Annotated in this window: 18 protein-coding genes; 12 read left to right on the top strand and 6 right to left on the bottom strand. The window is 47.0% G+C overall.

The features are described 5' to 3' along the window. From ACXADP_RS12620 to rsgA, 3 genes are all read left to right on the top strand, one after another. Nucleotides 1-960 carry an ATP-binding cassette domain-containing protein gene (locus tag ACXADP_RS12620; protein WP_474971578.1) on the top strand — a complete coding sequence of 320 codons (960 nt, stop codon included), beginning with the start codon at nucleotides 1-3 and terminating at the stop codon, nucleotides 958-960. Continuing rightward, a complete protein-coding gene (locus ACXADP_RS12615) occupies nucleotides 950-1,729 on the top strand; it encodes an ABC transporter permease (protein WP_474968288.1) in 780 nt (259 codons plus the stop codon). The genes ACXADP_RS12620 and ACXADP_RS12615 overlap by 11 nt, the downstream gene beginning before the upstream one ends. A gap of 168 nt (nucleotides 1,730-1,897) precedes the next feature. Next, the gene (gene rsgA / locus ACXADP_RS12610; protein ID WP_474968289.1) at nucleotides 1,898-2,926 is read left to right on the top strand and encodes a ribosome small subunit-dependent GTPase A; all 1,029 of its coding nucleotides are present in this window, start codon (nucleotides 1,898-1,900) and stop codon (nucleotides 2,924-2,926) included. Nucleotides 2,927-3,022: 96 nt separating this feature from the next. On the opposite strand, the gene glnA is transcribed toward rsgA, so the two are convergent. Further along, the gene (gene glnA / locus ACXADP_RS12605; protein ID WP_474968291.1) at nucleotides 3,023-4,333 is read right to left on the bottom strand and encodes a type I glutamate--ammonia ligase; all 1,311 of its coding nucleotides are present in this window, start codon (nucleotides 4,331-4,333) and stop codon (nucleotides 3,023-3,025) included. A 213-nt stretch (nucleotides 4,334-4,546) separates the two neighbouring features. Here glnA and ACXADP_RS12600 point away from each other — a divergent pair, with 213 nt between their 5' ends. The 8 genes from ACXADP_RS12600 (at nucleotide 4,547) to ACXADP_RS12565 (ending at nucleotide 10,926) form a co-directional block, all read left to right on the top strand. Then, a complete protein-coding gene (locus ACXADP_RS12600; RefSeq protein ID WP_474971577.1) occupies nucleotides 4,547-4,963 on the top strand; it encodes a hypothetical protein in 417 nt (138 codons plus the stop codon). A 54-nt stretch (nucleotides 4,964-5,017) separates the two neighbouring features. Continuing rightward, nucleotides 5,018-5,944 carry a manganese-dependent inorganic pyrophosphatase gene (locus tag ACXADP_RS12595; RefSeq protein ID WP_474968293.1) on the top strand — a complete coding sequence of 309 codons (927 nt, stop codon included), beginning with the start codon at nucleotides 5,018-5,020 and terminating at the stop codon, nucleotides 5,942-5,944. A gap of 111 nt (nucleotides 5,945-6,055) precedes the next feature. Beyond that, nucleotides 6,056-6,694 carry a GNAT family N-acetyltransferase gene (locus ACXADP_RS12590; RefSeq protein WP_474971576.1) on the top strand — a complete coding sequence of 213 codons (639 nt, stop codon included), beginning with the start codon at nucleotides 6,056-6,058 and terminating at the stop codon, nucleotides 6,692-6,694. After that, nucleotides 6,669-7,622 carry an alpha/beta hydrolase gene (locus ACXADP_RS12585; RefSeq protein ID WP_474971575.1) on the top strand — a complete coding sequence of 318 codons (954 nt, stop codon included), beginning with the start codon at nucleotides 6,669-6,671 and terminating at the stop codon, nucleotides 7,620-7,622. The genes ACXADP_RS12590 and ACXADP_RS12585 overlap by 26 nt, the downstream gene beginning before the upstream one ends. A gap of 124 nt (nucleotides 7,623-7,746) precedes the next feature. Next, nucleotides 7,747-8,190: a cell wall hydrolase gene (locus ACXADP_RS12580; protein ID WP_474968296.1), complete on the top strand. Its 444-nt coding sequence runs from the start codon at nucleotides 7,747-7,749 to the stop codon at nucleotides 8,188-8,190. A 284-nt stretch (nucleotides 8,191-8,474) separates the two neighbouring features. Continuing rightward, on the top strand, nucleotides 8,475-8,669 hold the full coding sequence (locus ACXADP_RS12575) for a hypothetical protein (protein WP_474968297.1): 195 nt from the start codon (nucleotides 8,475-8,477) through the stop codon (nucleotides 8,667-8,669). Between the two features lie 108 nt (nucleotides 8,670-8,777). Further along, nucleotides 8,778-10,712 (top strand): fructose-1,6-bisphosphatase, encoded by a 1,935-nt coding sequence (locus ACXADP_RS12570; RefSeq protein WP_474971574.1) that lies wholly within the window; start codon nucleotides 8,778-8,780, stop codon nucleotides 10,710-10,712. A 13-nt stretch (nucleotides 10,713-10,725) separates the two neighbouring features. After that, nucleotides 10,726-10,926 (top strand): hypothetical protein, encoded by a 201-nt coding sequence (locus tag ACXADP_RS12565; RefSeq protein WP_474971573.1) that lies wholly within the window; start codon nucleotides 10,726-10,728, stop codon nucleotides 10,924-10,926. 432 nt (nucleotides 10,927-11,358) lie between these two features. Here ACXADP_RS12565 and ACXADP_RS12560 read toward each other — a convergent pair whose 3' ends face one another. The 4 genes from ACXADP_RS12560 to ACXADP_RS12545 form a co-directional block, all read right to left on the bottom strand. Continuing rightward, nucleotides 11,359-11,823, bottom strand: a complete 465-nt coding sequence (locus ACXADP_RS12560) for a FixH family protein (protein ID WP_474971572.1) — start codon at nucleotides 11,821-11,823, stop codon at nucleotides 11,359-11,361. Continuing rightward, the gene (locus tag ACXADP_RS12555) at nucleotides 11,813-13,189 is read right to left on the bottom strand and encodes a PepSY-associated TM helix domain-containing protein (protein ID WP_474968301.1); all 1,377 of its coding nucleotides are present in this window, start codon (nucleotides 13,187-13,189) and stop codon (nucleotides 11,813-11,815) included. Before ACXADP_RS12555 ends, ACXADP_RS12560 begins: the two co-directional genes overlap by 11 nt. A 295-nt stretch (nucleotides 13,190-13,484) precedes the next feature. Next, complete coding sequence (locus tag ACXADP_RS12550) at nucleotides 13,485-14,018, bottom strand: hypothetical protein (protein WP_474971571.1); 534 nt, start codon at nucleotides 14,016-14,018, stop codon at nucleotides 13,485-13,487. Next, entirely contained in the window at nucleotides 14,015-14,581 is a 567-nt protein-coding gene (locus ACXADP_RS12545; RefSeq protein ID WP_474970375.1) for a GNAT family N-acetyltransferase, read from the bottom strand. The genes ACXADP_RS12550 and ACXADP_RS12545 overlap by 4 nt, the downstream gene beginning before the upstream one ends. A gap of 127 nt (nucleotides 14,582-14,708) precedes the next feature. Here ACXADP_RS12545 and corA point away from each other — a divergent pair, with 127 nt between their 5' ends. Continuing rightward, entirely contained in the window at nucleotides 14,709-15,659 is a 951-nt protein-coding gene (corA, locus tag ACXADP_RS12540; RefSeq protein WP_474968303.1) for a magnesium/cobalt transporter CorA, read from the top strand. A 228-nt stretch (nucleotides 15,660-15,887) separates the two neighbouring features. On the opposite strand, the gene ACXADP_RS12535 is transcribed toward corA, so the two are convergent. After that, nucleotides 15,888-16,268 (bottom strand): SET domain-containing protein, encoded by a 381-nt coding sequence (locus ACXADP_RS12535; protein WP_474970376.1) that lies wholly within the window; start codon nucleotides 16,266-16,268, stop codon nucleotides 15,888-15,890. Nucleotides 16,269-16,361: the final 93 nt, after the last annotated feature.

The raw sequence follows: 16,361 nt of genomic DNA, 5'->3' as shown, positions 1-16,361 counted from the left end.
ATGAATGGAAAGATTGTCGTTGATCATTTATCTAAAACATTTAAAAAAGGCGGGGTTCAAGCTGTCAAGGATGTTTCTTTTAACGTGGAAGACGGAGAGTTCTTCGCCTTTCTCGGTCCAAACGGAGCTGGGAAATCAACGATTGTGCAGATTTTGACTACCTTGATGAATGCAACGTCTGGATCGGCTTTTGTTGCAGGCTTTGACGTAATCAAGGAACCGGAAAAGGTGAGGCGCCATATAGGTGCGGCCCTTCAGGAAACAGGGGTCGATCCGGATCTGACCGGCCGGGAAATGCTTGAGCTGCAGGCATGGATTTTCGGGTTCGGTAAAAGGGAGGGGCGTATTCGCGCAGAAGAGCTTCTGGATATTGTGCAGCTGACGGAAGCTGCTGAGCGAAGAATCGGACGGTATTCCGGAGGCATGCGCCGGCGTCTCGATCTGGCGCTTACCCTTGTACATGAACCTGCCATCCTTTTTCTGGATGAGCCGACAACAGGGTTGGATCCCTCCAACCGTATCGCCGTGTGGGAGGAGTTGAGGCGGTTGAATAAAGACAAGGGAACGACCATTTTTTTAACCACCCAGTATTTGGAGGAAGCCGACAGTCTGGCTGACCGGATCAGCATCATTAACGATGGAGAAATCGTGGCTTCTGGAACACCCAGAGAGCTTAAGGCTCGAATAGGGAGTGACCTTATCGCCCTCACTCCTGTGGATGGAGGAGATGAAGACAGGACGCTCCACTTGTTGAAATCCGGTCTGATCGATGCGGATGTTATTAGAAAACAGGAAAAGATTTTGATTTACGTTGAGGAAGGGACGAAACAACTGTTGGAAGTGACACGTATTCTCGATCGGGAAAATATTGAAGTCGAGGATATCCAATTATCCTCTCCGACCCTGGATGATATTTTCCTGAAGATTACAGGAGAGGGGAAGAAAAGCTATGAGCAGTAATGTGTGGAGAGATACGTGGCTGATGACAAGAAGAAACGTGAAAACGACCTTAAGAAATCCGTTTTCTTTTATTCCCAATCTGATGATTTCCGCTTTTTTTCTATTGGTCTATGAAGGAGGGCTGAGCGGGATATCTCAGCTTCCAACGTTTGAGGGAGCCAACTACTTAGCTTTCATTCTGCCTGTATCCATCGTTTCGGCAGCCATTGGTGGAGCCGGTGGGGCGGGGCAGAGTATTGTGAAGGATATTGAAAACGGGTTCTTTTCCCGGCTGCTGCTGACGCCTGCCTCGCGTCTTTCGATTGTCCTTGGTCCGATCATTGCGGGGATGCTCCAGCTTTTTGTGCAGACGCTGCTTATCATCGGGATAGCTTTTTTGCTGGGTCTTGAAGTCCGGACAGGCGTGGGAGGCGTCCTGTTTGTCCTTCTGATCGCCATCGGATGGGGACTTGCCTTTGCCGGGTACTCCGCCGGTGTTGCTTTACGGACAGGGAACGCGCAGGCTGCTCAGGCCGGAACGTTTATCTTTTTTCCTCTTATATTTTTAAGCACTACGTTCGTCCCCTATGAGCTCATTGACGCGCAGTGGCTCAAAATTGCTGCGGTCATCAACCCGACCACCTATATTTTTGAGAGTATGCGGACAGTTCTGATTGATGGGTGGGTCTTCTGGGATATGATGCAGGGGGTCATCGCCATTACCATCGTCAGTACATTGACCATTACTTTTGCGGCAGTCTCAGCGAAGCGGGCGGTTTCCCGTGGATAATTAAGGAAAAAGGGAGATTCTGGCCTTCCTCGTATGGTAGACTAAGGATAATAATGAAGCAAGGAGTGGTGTTTATGTCAAATAACAGACGATTCATAACAAATAGCATCCAACAAAACAGAGGAGGACACCACTCGTAGCGTCCTCCACATATTCAGGAGGAATGGAATGAAACGGAAGGATTTTACAACATACTTTAAAGAACAGCTGCAGGATGGAGAAAAGGCCGGCAGGGTGACGACATCCACCCACGGCATTTACACAGTGGCCGACGATGAAACGGAGCGCTTCGGTGAAGTATCCGGACGCTTCCACTATCATACGGTTGAAGACAGCGGTTTTCCTGCTGTAGGGGACTGGGTTGTCATTAAGCCCTGTGATCAAAGCAGGCGTGTGAAAATCCAGCGTGTATTAAACAGGAATACGGTCTTATCCCGGAGTGCTCCTGGACAGACCCACAAAGAGCAGGTGATAGCGGCCAATGTGGACGTTGTCTTTATCGTCACAGCTTTGACTCAGGAAATGAATCCGAGAAGAGTGGAACGGTATATAGAGCAGGTGTATGAGAGTGGGGCACGTCCAGTTATCGTTTGTACGAAAAAGGATGTATCTGCGTCGCTTCATAAACAGCTGCTTCAGGTTGAACAAGCAGCCCCGGGAGTCCCTGTGTATCCTGTGAACAGCCTTCTTGGAGAAGGGCTGGAGCCATTGAAACAAGAATTAACACCTGGATTGACCGTTTCTTTGATCGGTTCTTCGGGGGTAGGGAAATCCACGTTAATGAACGCTCTGCTTGAACAAGAAGTACAGGAGACACAGGCCGTCAGGGAAGAAGATGATCGCGGGCGTCATACGACGACACATCGAGAGTTGTTCCGCCTGCCTGACGGCTCTTATATGATCGATACGCCGGGAATGAGGGAGCTTCAGCTCTGGGGAAACGGTGAAGGGAATCTTGATTATACGTTTTCTGATATTGAAGCTTTAAGCGCCGGGTGCAGGTTTCGGGACTGCCGTCACGAAGAGGAGCCGGGGTGTGCGGTCAAAGCGGCCATTCAAAGCGGAGAGATGGAAGCGAGCCGGTTGAAAAGCTACTATAAATTGAAGCGTGAACGGAGACGTCTGGAGTTGAAGGATCAGTACGGAACTCATCGGACGAATCGTATGCTGCATGGTCCCAACGCTGTCAAAGAATAAAGACATCGGTATCAACAAACGCCCCCTGAGAACAGGGGGCGTTTGTTGATACCATATAAGAAAGCATCTCCCGATAGGAGATGCTTTTTGTCGTTCTTATTTATTCATATACTTTTCGATTTCCCATTTACTGACCTGCAGGGAATACTCTGTCCATTCTTTGCGCTTTTCTTCAATATAGGCACCGGATGTGTGATCACCAAGGGCTGATAGAAGAAGCTCGTCTTTCCCAAGGGCGCCAAGCGCTTCTTTCAAGTTTGTTGGAAGTGTTGGAACACTATCGTCCTCGACTTCATACAGGTTACGGCTTTCTGCTTCACCGGCGTCCATTTCTTTCTTGATTCCGTCAAGACCCGCCTGGATCAGGACAGCAAGCGTCAAGTAAGGGTTGGCAGTCGGGTCCGGGTTCCGGACTTCGAAGCGTGTTCCTTTTCCACGGGTTGTTGGTACTCGGACCATACAGCTGCGGTTGGAGTGGGACCATGCCACACTCACCGGCGCTTCATAACCTGGTACAAGACGCTTGTAAGAGTTTACGTTCGGGTTCGTAATCGCAGCGATTCCGCTTGCGTGGTGAAGAATACCCGCAATGAACTGCTTCATTGTTTTGGAAATGCCGTCAGAAGCATCCTCATCAAAGAAGGCGCTGTCTCCGTTTTGGAACAAGGATAGGTGACAGTGCATTCCAGAACCGTTTTCACCGGAAATCGGCTTCGGCATGAAGGTTGCATGATAGTCATGGTTGGTGGCGATATCTTTGACCACGTTTTTGAATGTTTGAATGTTATCGGCTGTTTTCACCATGCTGTCAAAACGGAAGTTGATTTCGTGTTGTCCCATAGCTACTTCGTGGTGGGACGCTTCCATTTCGAATCCGTATTTCTTAAGGGTACGCACGATGTCACGGCGCACTTTATCTCCTTTATCTTTAGGAGAAGCATCGAAGTATCCGCCGCGGTCGTTCATTTCGCGGATTGGGTAGCCGGCGTTGTCCAGTTTGAATAGGAAGAATTCCGGTTCAGGACCAACGTTAACGGTATAGCCCATGTCTTCCGCTTCCTGCATCGCACGTTTAAGAATGAAGCGTGGATCGCCTTCAAATGGCGTTCCGTCCGGCTTGTAGATGTCACAGATGAAACGTGCACTGCGATCTTCGTCCACAAGGGAAGGAAGAAGCAGGAAGGTGTCGAGATCAGGATAGAGATACATGTCACTTTCCTGAATATCCGAGAATCCGGAAATGGAGGAGCTGTCAAACATTGCTTCATTCTCAAGAACCATTTCAAGCTCTTCAACTGGAAGTTCTACGTTTTTCGTATCCCCAAGCATGTCCGTGAATTCCAAGATAAGAAATTCAATATTGTTTTCCTTTACTTCATGAATGATCTGTTCTTTCGTGTATCCCATTGATTTACCCTCTCTCTTTATAATTTGTAAGTTTTGTATCCATTTCACTTTGGATATGTAGCTCTTTTTTCTTTATGTAAGGAATTCTAACATAAAGTGTAGAGTAATCTCAAACCCTTTTAGGAAATTCCCCAAAAAAATATTCTGAAACTTGTGTAAAGCAAGAAAATAAGATGGGAATCATAAACTTAAAGGGAAAGGGGATGGCCTGTCATGATAAAATTCATCCATTTATGGAAGGTTTTTTTCTGTTTTTTATACCTGTTCCTGCTCAGCGGCATGCAGCCGTGGCTTCAGGAAACGGCATCCGAGGGGCACATTTACAGGTATCTGCTTATGATGCAGACCGCCTATATTCCCGTGGGGATGATCCTTGCCCTTCCGGTGAATTTCTCTTCCTTTCATTTATCAAAGCCGGCCTTTACTCTGCTTACCTTCTATGTCATACCCTGTTTTCTGTTTCTTTATGTACCTTTTTTATTTCCAGGGTTCATGATCTTTCCAGAGGTTCTTCATGCCGACCCTTATGCAGGTATGATGGTGCAGGTGCTTCTTGGGTATGGAATGCTCTCCGTCTTGAAGGAGTGTGGCCCGTCAAAAAATGGAGGCCGTAATGGACGCGGGCGTTAATCTATTTTATAATCGTATCGGACAAGCAAACTTACATAGAAAGGATGATTTTAAATGAGTAAGACATTTATTTTCGGTCATAAAAACCCGGATACCGATACGATTACGTCTGCACTTGTGTATGCAGATCTGAAAAAGGCTCTTGGCGAGGACGTGGAACCTGTCCGCCTTGGTGAAGTGAACGGGGAAACACAATACGCACTGGATCAGTTTAACGTAGAAGCGCCGCGTCTTGTCGAGCGTGTATCTGATGAGGTGGAACAGGTGATCCTTGTCGATCACAACGAGCGGCAGCAGAGTGCAGCAGACATTGACGACGTTACGGTTCTTGAAGTCATTGACCACCACCGTATTGCCAATTTCGAAACGAAAGGCCCGCTTTACTACCGTGCAGAACCGGTCGGTTGTACAGCAACAATTCTTCTTAAGCTTTATAAGGAGAAAGGACAGGAGGTTTCCAAGCCGATGGCAGGGCTGATGCTTTCAGCTATCATCTCTGATTCCCTTCTATTTAAATCTCCGACATGCACGGAAGAAGACCGTCGTGCAGCGGAAGAGCTTGCTGAAACCGCCGGTGTCGATACAGAAGAGTACGGCTTGAACATGTTGAAGGCCGGCGCGGATATCAGTGATAAAACAGCGGAAGAATTGATTTCCCTTGATGCCAAGGAATTCGATATGGGGGGCAGGAAAGTTGAGATCGCCCAGGTGAATACCGTCGATACGAATGATGTCCTTTCCCGTAAAGCAGAACTCGAAGCAGCAATGGATATAAATGTGGCTGAAAAAGGACTGGATTTATTCGTGCTTGTCGTTACAGACATTCTTGAAAGTAACTCCACTGTCGTTGCTGTCGGTAGTGAAACAGCAGCTGTCGCCGAAGCTTTTGAAACGTCCCTTGATGGAAACCAGGCGGTCTTGAGCGGCGTTGTTTCCCGTAAGAAACAGGTCGTACCACCGCTTACTACGTATTTTGGATAAGGAACACAGAACTCCCCTTTCATAAGGGGAGTTTTTTTATGTCATTGACAGCCTGTGCAGAAAACTCTATAATTTGCGATAATGATAATCATTTTCAATAAGGGGTTGAACATGTTGACCATCACGGACATAAAAATTACCGAACAGGAAAAAACAGAAACCTTTACGTTCCGGCCCTTGAGTGAAAAGGATACCGATACGCTGTTTGAATGGATGCATCAGAGGCACATTGCCCCTTTCTGGAAGCTCAATCTTCCGATGGAATCGTTTAAAGAGTGGGTGCGGGCATCCATCACTGCAGATCACAAAGACTGTTATCTTGTAGACTGGAATGGGGAGCCGGCGGGATATCTTATTGCTTACTGGGCGGGAAAGGATCCTGTTCACCACTATTATGACCACGAGGCGGGGGACCTCGGCATGCATGTACTTGTAGGTCCGGAGAAATTTTTGAACAAGCAGGCAGGACGGCAGCTGCTGCAGTCCATGATTCAGTTTTTGTTTTTTACCTATCGTACAGAACGGATCATAGGAGAACCGGATATCCGCAACCGTATCATTATTCCCATTATGAAGGGTCTGGGAGGAAAGGTTCTTCACCGGATTCAACTCCCACATAAGCGGGCAGCGCTTATAGCAGGAGAGAAGCAGGCGGTTGAACATGTCCGTAAAAGCCAGGGGATCCAAGTTGCCTTCCGGATTTCAGAAGAAAAGGAGGGTGTATATGGAAAAGACGCATCAAGTAGATGAACAGGTGCTTGAATTATTACATAAAATCGGCCGGAAAATGCAACAACTCCAGCATCCACCTTTAGATCTGTTGACAGCCCGACAGTCGCGCGAGTACTACAAAGTCGCGCGTACGTATTTCCCTGACCTCCCTGCCCAGGGTGTGAATACAAGGGAGGACAGGGTTTTGTCTGCCGATGGGCATGAGATTCCTGTCCGCATCTATACGCCTTCAGGTAAAGAAGAACTCCCTGTACTTGTCTATTTCCATGGCGGGGGATGGGTGTTCGGGGATATTGACAGCGCTGATTCGGTCTGCCGTTATCTCTCCTCCCATTCAGAGGTCACCATCGTTTCTGTCGGATACAGGCTTGCACCGGAGCACAAGTTCCCGGCAGCATATGATGATGCACGTGCCTCCGTTTTATGGGCCCGGCAGCAATGGCCGGACGCTCCGGTCTATTTAGGGGGAGAAAGCTCCGGTGGTAATCTGGCCGCAGCCGCTTCTGGATATTTCAGGGATAATCACGAGGTTTCTATTGAAGGGCAGCTGTTAATTACGCCGGTCCTTAATTACGATTTTTCGACGTTCAGCTATCAGGAAGACTTCCGCTATAACTTGACAACGGGAAAGATGAAATGGTTTTTCAATCATTACTTACATATGGAGGAAGAGGGAGAAAAAGAAGAAGTTTCTCCCCTTCGCCTGAAGAATAAACGCGGGCTGCCTGAAACACTGCTTGTTACAGCCCATTTCGATCCCCTGCGGGAGGAGGCCGCTGCCTATCACAGACAGCTGCAGGAGTCCGGTGTCCAGGCATCAAGGCTCCATTTCGAAGATCTCGTTCACAGTTTTATCAATATGGCGGGCGCGGTGGATTGTGCCCAAGAAGCCCTTGGGGACATAGCCGCTTCTTTCAAAACCATGATTCATCAAAACGAATCCTGACAGGAAGGACCAGGAGAACACGGCACTGCTTCGCACATCCTATGGAGAAATCCTCTTTCGGTGATCCGCATCGTTTATTCATCACCGGCGGCTTTTTTCATACACTAATAGTCGAGGTGAGGATATGCCGAGAATTCAATATAATAATTCCGACGTTGACTTGATGGCCCGTATGATGAGGGCGGAAGCGGTAGGAGAAGGAAAACAGGGGATGTTGTATGTAGGGAATGTCATTGTGAACAGGGCCAAGGCAGATTGTCTGGATTTTAGAAATGTGCGGAATATCAATGACGTCATTTATCAGGTTCAAGGCGGGAACTATTCGTTTGAAGCTGTTCAAAAAGGCAACATGTTTTATAACCGGGCACGTTCTACAGAAAAAAGACTGGCAAAAAAGAATCTGGATTACTGGCGGCAGCATCCGGCTAAATATTCCCTCTGGTATTTCAACCCCTACGCCCCATGTCCAGACACATGGTACGGCCAGCCCTTTGCAGGACAATACAAGAAGCACTGTTATTATGAGCCGGCTCCTGGGTCATGTGACAGTGTGTATATTGGAAGTTGAGCAGCAAACATGCAATGAGGCCCTTGAACGGGTCTCTTTTTTCTATAGCAAAGGGGTGGATGGAATTGCCAGCCAAGAGTTTTTTTGAAACAATAGAAGCAGGGTGCAGCCTTACATATATCCTTTAGAGGTCATGAAAGCTGATTCGGCAGTTTTTCCTTTTTATTCCATAGTTCATGAACGTTTGATAAGGACTCATTTAGGAAAGACAATCGGAGTGCGCTTCTGCAGGCTTCCGGAGTACGAATCCGGCTTCGACTGTAAGGAACGAGGAGGGTAAAGGAATGAATACAATAGAGAGCTTGTACGAGTTTTCCATCGCTGTCCTGCTTCTATGCAGTCTGCTTTCCATCCTGCAGTTGAGAAAAACGAAAAAGGAAAGAAAGCTGTCCTTGTTTGAAACCGGTCTTTATGCGGCTATGCAGGGAGCCGCTGCCTTATGGGTCGGAACCTTTCTTTATATTTATTATATCGGGTAGGGCCCCGGATCGTTTCGAAAATCTCAGCGCGCGGTTCATATGAAAACCTGCTATACTTTTTATAAAAGATTTCGAACCTGCCAAACCGGCGGGAGAGGAGGAGCCATCGTGTTAAAGGATAAATACTTAGAACTGCTTGCCAAGGAATACGATAGTGAAGAAAAAGTGATTACCGAACTGATCAATCTGAAAGCTGTCCAGAATCTTCCCAAAGGAACGGAGCACTTCGTCAGTGATCTGCACGGCGAATACCAGGCCTTTCAGCACGTACTCCGCAATGGGTCAGGCAAAGTCCGTGAAAAAATCAGTGACTTGTACAAAGGCATTCTATCTGAACAGGAATTGAACGAATTCGCTACGCTGATTTATTATCCTGAAGAAAAAATGCAGCGGATTAAAAATTCCTTCGACCGCAGGGAGGATCTTGAGCTGTGGTATGAGGTCATGATTGAGCGGATGATCAAGCTGATTTCTTATGCCTCTTCCAAGTACACCCGCTCCAAGCTCCGCAAAGCCCTTCCAGAGCCTTTTGTTTATATTGTGGAAGAACTGCTGTACAAAACCGAGGACTTTGCAAATAAGGAATCCTACTATAACAAAATCGTCCAGCAGCTGATCTCCCTCGATCAGGCTGATCAGCTGCTTATCGGGCTTTCGTATACAACACAGCGGCTCGTCGTCGATCATCTGCATGTTGTCGGGGATATCTATGACCGTGGCCCGGAGCCGGATAAGATCATGGAAACGTTGATGGACTACCATTCCCTTGATATCCAGTGGGGGAACCATGACGTTCTCTGGATCGGCGCATATGCCGGCTCACAGGTATGTCTGGCTAACATCATCCGTATTTGTGCGCGCTATAATAACCTCGATATTATTGAAGATATGTACGGCATCAATCTGCGTCCGCTGATGACCCTTGCCGAAAAGTACTATGATGATAACGTGCCTTTCCGGCCGAAAATCCAATCCGGTTACCAGCCGTCGGAGGATGAAATTGTCCAAATTTCAAAAATCCATCAGGCCATAGCCATGATCCAGTTCAAACTCGAGAGTCCAATCATTAAACGGCGCCCATATTTTAATATGGATGAACGCCTTCTACTGGAAAAAGTCGACTATGAGCGGCAGGAGATTACGCTGCAGGGAACCACGTATCCGTTGGAAAATACCTGCTTTGCGACCATTGATCCGGAAGACCCGTCCAGGCTGCTGCCAGAAGAGCAGGAAGTCATCGACAAACTGTTGTTTTCTGTCCAGCATTCTGAGAAGCTGGCGAGACATATGAAATTCTTAATGAAAAAAGGCAGTCTTTATTTGAAATATAATGGCAACCTGCTTATCCACGGGTGTATACCTATCGATGAAGATGGAAATATGGAAGAGATGAAGATTGAAAACCAGACATACGCGGGAAGGGAACTTCTTGATCAATTTGAAAAATTCCTGCGTCAGGCCTTCGCAAATCCGAATACCATCGATGACCTCGCCACTGACATGGTGTGGTATTTATGGACGGGAGAACATTCCTCCTTGTTCGGGAAACGGGCCATGACTACGTTTGAACGTTATTTCATCAGTGACAAGGCGACTCATAAAGAGAAGAAAAATCCTTATTATTACCTTCGTGAGGATGAAGAGATCTGCAGGAAAATTCTAAAGGAGTTTGATATGAACCCAGACCAGGGTCATATTATTAACGGTCATACACCTGTAAAGGAGATTGAAGGGGAAAATCCGATCAAGGCCAACGGGAAAATGGTCGTCATCGACGGTGGTTTTTCAAAAGCCTATCAGCCTAAAACCGGAATCGCCGGTTATACGCTCCTTTACAATTCTTACGGGATGCAGCTCGTCGCCCACCAGCACTTCAACTCGAAGGAAGAGGTTCTTCGTGACGGAACCGATGTATTATCCGTGAAACGCCTCGTAGACAAGGAACTGGAACGGAAAAAGGTGATGGAAACGAATGTAGGACAGGAGATTCAGGAAGATATCGATAACCTGGAGCAGCTGTTGAAAGATCGTTATTTGAAGTAAGGGAGAAGATATAATGAGTGAAACAGGGTTACTCGGGGCAGGGAGTATTCTCGTAGGAGACCTGCTTGTCCAGGGCTTGTTTTTTCTGATTCTCGCCGCTGCTGTCGTTGGTGTGGTTTCTTTTTTCATTACATCGAGAAAAAAGAAGGATAGGCTGGACCTCATAGAAGAAAAGCTGGATCTGCTCATCCAGGAATGGAAGGACAAAAAATGATAACCAAAGGAAGGCTGTTTTACCAGCCTTCCTTTCAGTCTGTAGAAAAAGTTCGTCCTATCCAGTTAGAGTGGTCCGTATGTCCTGTTGAGAAGGCACGTTCCGCTTATCGGTGGATGCCTGCCGCGGGCACGGCCTCAGCTAACTTGGTCAAGAAAACCCTCTTGACCAAGTGGATCTTCGGCTCGCGCTGTTCCCGCAGGCGTCACCACCGAACGCTCCTCGTGCCGATGCAGCTATACCCTATGATAAAAGAGAACGTTGAGCATCGCTCCTTCGTCGTTTCAAATGAACAGGACAAGCTGCGTTACGGCCGCTTGCGTGGGGAAAATCCTATTCATGACCAAGTATTGGTGATCGTTCCTTTGGAGTCACTAGAAAAAAAGTTTCTCTACAAGCTGAAAAGGAAGGCTGTTTACCAGCCTTCCTTTTTTAATGGTGTCCTTCATGGGTTGTCATGTCGGCAGGGGCCTGATCTTGAAGATACTGAATGTCTTCAGGAGTCAGTTCACCTACTACAACCTGGGTCATCGGTGAAATGGTTGAGCCTTCATTGGAGGCATGAACCTTTACAAAGTACAGGCCTTCGGTTTCCAAGCTTTTTTCTGAACGCCATGATCCCTCTTTATGATGGCTCATGGCGTTCATTCCAGATGACGTTCCATCCCGATTTGTCCATTCGATATGTACGAAATCAGGGTCTGTTACCGGCTGTCCGTCTTGAGTGAGGGTGACAGTTGTAACAGCTGATCCACCTTTAACTAAATCTTGAGGTATGGAAATTTCCGCTTGGAGGGGGTGTGTAACCTTATACATGGATGCAGCATCTTCCTTCAACTGACATCCCGACAATAACAGCAAAGCTCCAATGATGATGGATATTCCATTAAGCTTCATGGAAAAACCTCCTTAAGGTTCCCACTCGTCTAATGATCAGCTGATCAATGAGAAGGGCGGCCAGCAGGGACAACCCCGCCAGTGGAAAGAATAAGCCGAGAAGAAGCAGTAAGGTGAAGAATGGCTTCACGCTTCTTTCTTTTCTCTCTCTTGGCGCACCCATGCTGTGACTGGGCTTCTTTTTCAACCATAGGTAAACGCCGCTGACAACTACGAGAATAATTCCAAGGCAGATGAAGAGGCTTAGAAGCTGGTTGACTATGCCGAACTGAGTTCCTTTGTGAAGGGTGATCCCCAGAGCGACGGTCTTTCCGATCCAGCCATAATCTTCAAACTGATAGTTGGCAAGAACGGCATTGGAATATTGATCGATGTGAACCGTTGCTTCATCTTGAGCACGTGGTGGAAAAGCGGATAAGGTGTACACGCCTTCCGGGGTGCTTGGGTAGTAAACACTATACGTCGGGTGAATATCCAGCCGTTCCGCTTTTTGAACCACATCATTTATGGAAACAGGCGTCAGCCCCTGGACAGCAGAAACGGGAACATCCAGGGTTTCTGCGGCCCATGGCACTTCCGCAATATCCTTTGTTTCCATATTCGAGGTCGGAGCGCTGCCTGTCCAGACGGAAGGGGGATAGCCTTCCCCAGTATTTGTGGCCATGTTTTGGAAGTTGGTGCCCCAAAGCCCGGACCAAGGAAGACCGGTCATTATTAAGAAAAGCATGCCGGCAGAAATCCAGAAGGCAGGAACCGTGTGCAGATCCCGCCGGAAAATATTCTTCCCTTTATTGAAACGCGGAATCCATATACCCCAGGGGCCTTTCCTTTTCCGGGGAAACCATAAGTATATGCCTGTCACGATTAACACAACACCCCAGCTCGCGGCTAATTCAACAATTCTGTCGCCCGTTGTGCCAGCCATCAGCTCTCCGTGAATTTCTTCTATTTTATCCATAATGCGGTCTTCATCTTTTAAAGTTCCCATGGTTTCGCCTGAGTAGGGATCAACGAATACCGTAAGTCCATCCCCTTCAGTCTGTAGGTTGACTTCACTGGAGCGGATGGGAGATTCTCCTGGGCGGAATGCAGTAGTAGTTCCTTCTGGATATTCAGCTTCCGCTGCCTGCACCTGTTCGGATGCGGGTACCTTTTGGCCTGTTTCTGTTACCTCATGATACTCACTGTAAAGAACAGCTTCAATCTGGGGTTTGAACAGGTAAACAGCTCCTGTAACGGCCAGTATCAGAAGAAATGGGGCGAAAAGGATACCTGCGTAAAAGTGCCATTTCCATATCGTCTGGTAGAGGGTCGCTCTTTTTTTCTTTTTTGACTGCTTATCTGCTGGAAGGGGATGATGGCTCATGTGTCCGGCTCCTTTAACATTGGGATGGTTTGGTTTTTAGTCGGCATAAAGATTACGAATGAACGATCCAACTGGATCAATATGCATAGATAGATTTTGAGGATGGAGAAAAAAGCTGCATCTATCAGGATATAAAAAAAGGACAACCCCTTCAAATAGAATTGGATAAGGAAGAAAATTACGAGATGATTGTGCGATTCTTGTCATGAAATAGTCACAGAACAGACAAAAAAAGCTCTCCATAAGGAGAGCTTAAGAGTGTATTCATGTTCAGACCTTTAAAGGGAGCGGCGTTTTAGTAGTTTTCATTAAACTGCTGGATGGTTGTGGTCAGCTTGTCGAGCTGCGATGAGTTTTGTATGGAAAAAGAAGGGTCGTTTACCAACGTTTTGATTTCTTCCTTCAGCGTTCGTAAGGAAGACGCCAATGCTTTATTGTCTGCATCTGTCTCCTGTTCGAAGGAATGGTGGGTGATGATTCCGTTCAGAGTGAACAGGGCGTTATTGTACTCGTTGAACCATCCCTTTTCAAGCAGGGCTGAACGCTCGGCCGTATTTAAGAGGCGTTGGTTTCCCGTCAACCGCTGCAGACTTTTGGTCAAAAGGGCCGTCTTCATTTGGGCTCCAGCCTCTCCAGAGTCCTGGTTGTGGTAGGATTCATAGCTGATCGCTACATCTTCCAACATAAAGGGGAGTTCTTTAATGATGGATTCAGAGGCGGCCACTGAAAATTCATCCACATCATCCGCCCGGCTGAAATCAAATGCCAGATAGGAAGAGAGGAGTGTTGTGAAAAGAAGAACGGCACTGATCAGTTTCCATCGATTCATGTTTGGTGCTGCCACTCTTCCCGAAGAACCCCCATGCGGATAGAGTCATAATAGTCACCCTGATAGATACGGACTTTCCGCATCCTTCCTTCAATTTTCATCCCCAGCTTCTCCCCGACACGCATCATTCGTTCATTCCGCGACCACGTCGTAAGCCCTATCCGGGCCAGTGGGAGGTTCTCGAATAAATGCCCGATCCAAAGCTTGAGCGCTTCTGACCCATAGCCGCCGTTCCAGTAGACAGGGTCGTATATCCCGATGCCGACCTCGAGCCACAGCGAAGGCTTGTGCTCCCAGTAATAGGAAACGGTGCCGATGATGACTCCGTTCACTTCGATGATCAATCTTGAATCGGGTTCATCGGGGGCGAGCCTGCGCTTTCTGGCGTACTCATGACTTCGATAGCTGTCCATTGTATGAGGCTCCAGAGGATAATAAGGAGCATCCCATTTTTTCCATTCCGCGTTTTTTCCATAAATTAAAGGATAAAGAATGGGTATATCTTCTTCTTCAATACTTCGTAGTGTAACGAGCTGACTGGTCAATTTTAGTGCCTTATTCAGTTTTTGCAAGCGCATCCCCCTCCGTTCACACTTTTTTCCATCGTACCATAATTGAAGAGGGTTGTTTGAAAAAATGGAAGTGTGGAATTAAAATAAGGAAACGTACATAAGCAGGGCAGGTGAGAAGATGATTCATGTTATGGCCTATTCAAAAGAAAACGGCCTGAAGGAAGGTTTATCGGTGGATGACCTGCATAACCAGCAGTGGGATTGGTACTGGGTGGATTTTGAAGCCCCGACCGAAGATGAAGTGAAACGGTTGGAAACAGATTTCCATTTTCATCCGCTCGCCGTGGAGGACTGTCTCCATGGATTGCAGCGGCCGAAGCTGGATTATTATGATGATCACACATTTCTCGTCATCCATTCAGTCGACAGCACGACATTGGAACGGAAGGAAGTGGATATCTTTCTCGGGGAATGTTCCATCGTCACCTTTCATAAGGAAAAGAACGCCCCCCTGGATCAAGCGCATACTATCGTAAAACGGACGCGCGATTTCACCCAGGTGGATGAATATTATATTTTCCATCAGATTCTGGATAAAGTGGTCGATAACTATTTCCCGATCATTTACGGAATTGAAGATCATATCAATGATATTGAGGACAATACGAAAAACCTGTCGATGGAAAAGCTGCTGGAGCAGTTGTTTGACAGGAGGGGGGAACTGTTGACATTAAGGCAGACGGTTCACCCGATGCGCGATCTTTTGTATCGGATTTTGAACTCTCATCATTTGGAAGGGGTGTTCGAGCGGAGGGAATACTTTGCGGATATCCATGACCACCTGATCAAAGTGGCAGATATGATTTTGTCCAACAGGGAAATGACGCAGGATATCCGGGACAGCTATATGTCTTTAAACTCCCATGAGACGAACCGGACAATGCAGATTTTGACCGTCATCAGTGTCATCTTTATGCCTTTGACATTCATCGTCGGGGTGTATGGCATGAACTTTCAACATATGCCGGAGCTTGGATTCCAATACAGCTACCTGATCGTCTGGATCATTATGATCGGTGTTGCTGCAAGCATGTTCTTCTGGTTCAAAAATAAAGGATGGTTTGATTAAGGAAAAGGCGGAGAATGAATCTCCGTCTTTTTTCCGTCTTAAGGAGGAGAAAAGTTCACTCGTCCGGCCGTTATGGAAATGAGGGGGGCGTTCTATACTGGAGATAACTACAAAACAAAGGAGATGAAAGCATGTGGAACCCTTTGGAAATCTCCATTGATATGGAAGAACGCCGGCCTCGATAAACGAAAAAAAGCGCCTGGAGATCACCTCCAGGCGCTTTTGACTTTAATCTTCCTGATCAAACCAGAGCAGTTCGTCGTCGTCGACGAAACCATTATAGTTAATGAAGATTTCTTCATCCGCTTTGATATCTGTATAAGCATAAAAGTCAAACGTATGCGTATCAAAATTAATGACATAATTCGCGTTCGGTTTATAGGAATGATTGAACATCATCCCGTATCCAAGAACGAAGGCGGTATGGTTTTCCCCGTATTCAAAGGCATAATCGGCAAGCATTGTTTTTTCAATATGCTCGTGTTCTTCGTTCGGATAAGGAATAACCGGTGCCCTGTGGATCAATTCGTCCTTTTGAATATTACGGACAGCAAACATTCCGCGTCCCAGTTCGTCGTCTTCCAGTGTGGAAGTCCGTACTTCGATCATTTCGTTCACCTGCACTTTCTGTTGAGCGGTCTTCTTCCCTAGTCTGACAGGTTGAAGGGAAAAATACAACTTTCCCTTTCGAAAGAATAAGAA

It is taken from the genome of Halobacillus sp. AWH4_228 (assembly GCF_056158365.1).
This window is presented reverse-complemented; position numbering and strand designations above follow the sequence as displayed.